The 5,615-nt window shown below is 65.3% G+C and carries 5 protein-coding genes; 2 read left to right on the plus strand and 3 right to left on the minus strand.

Annotated elements, in window-relative coordinates; genetic code table 11:
- A partial coding sequence (locus VTU_RS25185) for a proline dehydrogenase family protein (protein WP_010099977.1) occupies positions 1-1,647 on the minus strand: 1,647 nt, incomplete at its 3' end.
- A 117-nt stretch (positions 1,648-1,764) separates the two neighbouring features.
- Here VTU_RS25185 and VTU_RS0100985 point away from each other — a divergent pair.
- Positions 1,765-2,238: an Lrp/AsnC ligand binding domain-containing protein gene (locus VTU_RS0100985; protein ID WP_010099979.1), complete on the plus strand. Its 474-nt coding sequence runs from the start codon at positions 1,765-1,767 to the stop codon at positions 2,236-2,238.
- A gap of 44 nt (positions 2,239-2,282) precedes the next feature.
- Positions 2,283-3,164 (plus strand): LysR family transcriptional regulator, encoded by an 882-nt coding sequence (locus VTU_RS25190; RefSeq protein ID WP_169315358.1) that lies wholly within the window; start codon positions 2,283-2,285, stop codon positions 3,162-3,164.
- On the opposite strand, the gene VTU_RS25195 is transcribed toward VTU_RS25190, so the two are convergent.
- Positions 3,151-4,359 carry a multidrug effflux MFS transporter gene (locus VTU_RS25195; protein WP_010099982.1) on the minus strand — a complete coding sequence of 403 codons (1,209 nt, stop codon included), beginning with the start codon at positions 4,357-4,359 and terminating at the stop codon, positions 3,151-3,153. The two genes, VTU_RS25190 and VTU_RS25195, sit on opposite strands and share 14 nt — an antisense overlap.
- Before the next feature lie 896 nt (positions 4,360-5,255).
- A partial coding sequence (locus VTU_RS25200) for a hypothetical protein (protein WP_010099983.1) occupies positions 5,256-5,615 on the minus strand: 360 nt, incomplete at its 5' end.

A 5,615-nucleotide genomic window follows, 5' to 3' on the forward strand; every position in this document is an offset into this window, starting at 1 on the left:
CCCGCGCGCGCCCGCGCGCTGGCTGCCGTACAGACCCCGCGGCGCGGCGATGCGGGGGTGCGGCAGGCCGGCCACGCCCTCGGCGGCGGCGGCCCGATCGACCAGCTGCACGGGGCTGCACACCAGGTCTTCCAGCGCCATGCCCGCGTCGGCGATGCGGTTCACGAAGGAGGTATTCGCACCGTTCTCCAGCAGGCGGCGCACCAGGTAGGCGAGCAGCGTTTCGTGCGGGCCCACGGGCGCGTAGATGCGGCAGGGGCGGTCCAGCCGGCCCGCGGTGCTGCTGCCCACCACCTGCTCGTACAGCGCCTCGCCCATGCCGTACAGGCACTGGAACTCGTACTGCCCGGCGTGGTAGTCCGGGCCCGCGAGCTGGTAGACGCTGGCCAGGGTTTGCGCGTTGTGCGTGGCAAATTGCGGGTAGACGGCGTCGGGCGCGTCGAGCAGCCTGCGCGCGCAGGCGATGTACGAGATATCGGTGTGCGCCTTGCGCGTGTAGACCGGGTAGTCGTCGAGCCCATCGACCTGGGCGCGCTTGATCTCGCTGTCCCAGTAAGCGCCCTTGACCAGCCGCAGCATCAGGCGGCGGCGCGTGCGGCGGGCCAGGGCGATGAGCCAGTCGATGACGAACGGGCAGCGCTTCTGGTACGCCTGAACCACAAAGCCGACGCCGTCCCAGCCTGCAAGGTCGGGCGCGTGGCACAGGCGGTCGAGCAGGTCGAGCGAGAGATCCAGCCGGTCGGCCTCTTCGGCGTCGATGTTCAGGCCGATGTCGTAGCCGCGCGCCAGCGTGCCCAGGCGCAGCAGCCGCGGGTACAGCTCGTCCATCACCCGGGCCCACTGCGCGCGGCCGTAGCGCGGGTGCAGGGCCGAGAGCTTGATCGAGATTCCCGGGCCCGCGTGGATTCCGCGCCCGGCAGCGCTCTTGCCGATGGCGTGGATCGCCTGCTCGTACAGGGCGCAGTAGCGCGCGGCGTCTGCGGCGGTGAGCGCGGCCTCGCCGAGCATGTCGTAGGAATGGCGAAAGCCCTTGCCCTGCATCGCGCGGGAGTTGAGCAGGGCCTGCTCGATGGTCTCGCCGGTCACGAACTGCTCGCCCATCATGCGCACGCTCAGGTCCACGCCCTTGCGGATCAGGGGTTCGCCGCCCCGGGCGATCAGGCGGCCCAGCGCCGCGCTCAGCGTGCCTTCGCTGTGCGTGGCCACCAGCCTGCCGGTGAGCAGCAGGCCCCAGGTCGCAGCGTTCACGAACAGCGAGGGGCTCTTGCCCAGATGCGACTCCCACTGGCCGTGGCTGATCTTGTCGCGGATCAGCGCGTCGCGCGTGGCCCGGTCGGGGATGCGCAGCAGCGCCTCGGCCAGGCACATCAGCGCCACGCCCTCCTGCGAGGACAGTGAAAACTCCTGCAGCAGCCCCTGCACGACGCCACCGCCGGCGCGCTGGCGCAGCGCGCCGGCAAGGCGCAGCGCCAGCTGCCCGGCCGCTTGCGCGAGATCCTCGGGCAGGCGCGCCTGCTCCAGCAGCGGGGCCAGGGCCTCGGGCTCCGGGCGGCGGCAGGCGGCGCCGATGGCGGCGCGCAGCGGGTCGTCCAGTGGCGCGCGCGCGGCGAAATCGGCAAAGGGCAAGGGGGCTGCGGGCTGCGTCATGGCGGTGTCCTTCTGCGGCGCCGGGTCTGTCGGGCCCGGCGCATGCGATGATCGCCGGACTCGAGGCGAATGAATATCCAAAAATCACCCGCTGCACAGAGAAATTCACCAGCGTCCATGGCAAACGACACCGATCTGGACCGGATCGACCGCAAGATCCTGTCGATCCTGCAGCAAGACGGCCGCATCGCCAACCTCAAACTGGCCGAGGCGGTGGCGCTGTCGCCCACGGCCGTGCTGGCGCGCGTGCAGCGCCTCACACGCGAGGGCTTCATCCGGGGCTACGAGGCGCGACTCGATCCCCTGAAACTGGGCGCGGGCATGCTGGTCTTCGTCGAGGTGCTGCTCGACCGCACCACGCCGAATGTGTTCGAGCAATTCAAGGCCGCCGTGCAGGCGCACCCCGAGATCATGGAATGCCATATGGTCGCGGGCGGCTTCGACTACCTGCTCAAAACGCGCTCCGCCGACATGAACGCCTACCGCTTGTTCGCGGGCAATGTGCTGTGGCAACTGCCCGGCGTGCGCGAGACGCGCACCTACGCGGTGATGGAGGAGGTCAAGCACAGCAACCACCTGCATCTGCGCTGAGAATCTGCTCGCATGCGCGCCGCAACCAATCCATTGCCATGGCCATGAACTGGAACAACATCCGATTCTTCATGGCCACCGCCCGCGCGGGTTCATTGACCCTGGCGGCCCGGCAAATGAACACCAGCCTGGCAACGCTGTCGCGCCGCCTGGCCGCGCTGGATGAGGAATGCGGCGTTGTCCTGTTCGCGCGCACGCACGCAGGCTACAGCCTGACCCGGGATGGCCAGGCGTTGTGGAAGCGTTGCTTGTCCATCGAGGATGCATTCACGGCATTGGAGCAATCCCTGCCCGCCGCCCAAGCGGACACGTTCGGTCTCGTCCAGGTTGCCACCAGCGCGAATCTCGCCAACCTTGTTTTGCTGCCTGCCTTGGCCCGGCTGTGGGCCACGCACCCCCGAATCGACGTTGAATTTTGCACCGGCGTGCAGCCGATGGCCCTGCACGGGCGCGAAGCGGATATGGCCGTTCGCCTCTCCACGCCAAGTACGGGGAATTTCAAGGTCCGGGTGGTCGGCAGACAGGCCCACGCGCTTTACGCAAGCCACGCGCTGGTGGCGGATGAAGCCAGCCACGCCGAGATCGGGATCGTGGGCTGGCCCACGGACTTTTCAGACCTGCCGATCGTCCGCGCCGCAGCGGCGCACCGCCATTGGCGCAAGCCACGCCTGCGGCTCAACACCTTGCAGGGGCATGTCGCGGCTGCGCGGGCCGGCCTTGGCTTGGCCTATCTGCCATGCTTCGTGGGCGACCTCTGCCCCGATCTTTCTCGCGTTGATGGGCCAGATGGCCTGCTCACGCAGAACATCTACCTGGTTCTGCACAATGACGCGACGCAGACGCGCCGCGTGCGCGTGGTTGCGGATTTCATTATCGACACACTCCGTGTCGCCGGGCCACGGCTTCTTGGTATCAGGGACGAATGAAACGCACCAGCGCAAAAACAGCGCCCATCAAAGCCAGTGTGAGCCATGCGAAGGGAATCAGGGAGTGGACATCCAGCAGCGACGATATTCCCATGACGCCGGCGGAAATCAACATCAACGAGAAGCCGAGCAGCGAACTGGCCAGCCCTGCAAGGTGTGGAAACGCCGAGACTCCCAGCGCCATGAGATTCGGGTACATCACACCGCTGAAAAATACGACGCACGCGAAGGGCAGCACCAACGCCCAGAGCCTGAGGTCAAAGCCGATGGCCAGCGTTACTTGAATCACAGCAGCCACCAATGCCAGTGCCGAAGCAAGCGCGAATTTGCGCGCGGTCGTGATGCTTCGGGCAAGCAGGCGGTTGGAAAAAACGCCCCCGAAATACACGGCGCCCAGAACCAGGGCCACGGCACCAAACCCCTGCGGACCGTATCCCATCACGGTCTGGACCATGAACGGCGCGACCAAGTTGAAAGACAAAAGTGCTCCGTAGCACAGCCCCATGGCCATGAAAATGAGAATGAAGCGCAGCGTGCCATATATTTCTACGACTCCGCGCGCGATGGTGCTGGCACTCAACGGGAGCAGCCGTCGATTGGTCTCCTTCATTACCCCGACGACGAGGCCCAACAGAACGATTGCGTAGACCGCGAGAAAGACCAGCGAGTAACGCCAGCCGACGGAGGTCTGGAAGGTCGCGCCAAGCACGGGCGCAATGACCGGACCAACGCCCCAAGCAATCACCATATAGGTCAGCACCTGTGCCAGCTTCGGCCCCTGGAAACGGTCGGCAGCGATCGCCCGCATGAGCACAGAAGCTGCCGTGACGCCGATCCCCTGCACCACGCGCCCCACGACGAACCAGGTGATTGTTTGCGCGAGGATCGAGATCGCTGATCCGCAGAGGAACAGGAGAATCCCGGAAATCAACGCACGGCGGCGCCCGAAGCTGTCGGAAACCGGGCCGTAGATCAGCTGGCCCGCTGCAAATGCCACCAGGTAAAGCGTCACGCTCCATTGCACCGTCGTCCGATCCACGGCGAACTCCGACGCCATCAGCGGCAGTGACGGCACGAAGATATCAATCGCCATTTGTCCAATCGGCGCCAGAGCGACGATGAGAAACGCGAGGAAGTTTGCATACCAAGGTTTCTCGGCCTGGGGGCTGGATGGGGTCAAGGGGATTTCCGTCATCTGAGGATTCTCCGGTTGCGTGCCCGTGCGACGGCAACGAGCGATGGGTCATGGGGAACGACGCCGGGATAAGTGCATCACGGAGAATATGTTTTTTGACGCGATTAACGTCTCATCGACACCAAAGAACGCCACGACATGTCATGGTGAAATCTCCAGCAAGATGTTGGTCCACGATAATCCCGCACTGGCATCAGAAATTCAGAAAATGCAAGAAGACCGACAAGCTTGCAGCAACGAATGATACGCGTCAAATAGGGCGGAAGGTATGGAAGAAATCGGAAACCAGATTTTCAGAATGGATGGGCCTTTTTCTTGCACATCAATGGGTGATGCAGCCAGCCCGCGGATGGGTGGCGCACGTCAAGATAATGGACTCCTCATTCGCGCAGCCATTGGTTGAATGCCTTGCGCGCGCATGCATGCATGCATTTTGATGACCGAGCAGGAGGCCTCCATCTCATGACGAACCGGATCGCACCCATTGCCAGCACCAGCTGCGGCAGCTGGCGGCAAGACAGGGCTGGGCCGTGGCCGTCAACTACTGCGAGAACCGTGCGGCGGCGCAGGCGGCGGGGGAGCGCCATCGCCGCCATGTTCCATGGCCGTTGACGAACGGCTGGGTCGCATCACGGCGCTGGTGAACAACGCAGGGGTGGTGGGCATGCCGGCGGCCCAGGGTGGACGCGATGCGCACGGCGCGCCTGCGCCGTGTGAGCCCGCGGCACGGGGGGCGCATCGTCAACGTCTCAAGCGCCGCAGTTGGGCAGGGCACTCCAGTTTGTCAACTACGCAGCAGGCAAGGGCGCCATCGACAACACGGGTCCGCTGCAGCGTTGCTGACCCTCTTGCACTTGGCTGGCCAAGCGCGGACGGCCAGCAAACCCCGAGGCAACTCAGGTGCTGTCGCTATCGCCGTCGCTGCTGCCAGTGCTACGCACCGCATCATCGGCAGCGTGGGCGCGTGCGATCGCCAGGATCACGTCGCGCGCCAAGTGCCGCTTGGGTACGGGCAGGCGCAGATAGATCTCGAACAGCTCGCGGTCCTGGTAGCCCAGGCCGGAGTGCCATTGCACCGGCGGTCGCTCGCGCGTGCGCAGGGGCTGCCCTTCACCGTAGCTCAGCTGGTGCACGGGCACCTGTAACCATTCGGCGAGCGTGGCGAGCTTCCGGTGGTCCGGCATGGTTTCGCCCATCAACCATCGGCGCACGCCGTGCAAGGTCATGGGTTTTCCCCAGTACCGGGTATTGAATTC

Source organism: Verminephrobacter aporrectodeae subsp. tuberculatae At4 (genome assembly GCF_000193225.1).
Classification (GTDB): Bacteria; Pseudomonadota; Gammaproteobacteria; order Burkholderiales; family Burkholderiaceae_C; genus Acidovorax; species Acidovorax aporrectodeae.

What these genes read in the sequence shown, in the direction of transcription:
- VTU_RS0100985 (WP_010099979.1), top strand. Translation starts at nt 1,765, where the DNA reads ATGGCAAACGACACCGATCTGGACCGGATCGACCGCAAGATCCTGTCG.
- VTU_RS25190 (WP_169315358.1), top strand. Translation starts at nt 2,283, where the DNA reads ATGAACTGGAACAACATCCGATTCTTCATGGCCACCGCCCGCGCGGGT.
- VTU_RS25195 (WP_010099982.1), bottom strand. Translation starts at nt 4,359, where the DNA reads ATGACGGAAATCCCCTTGACCCCATCCAGCCCCCAGGCCGAGAAACCT.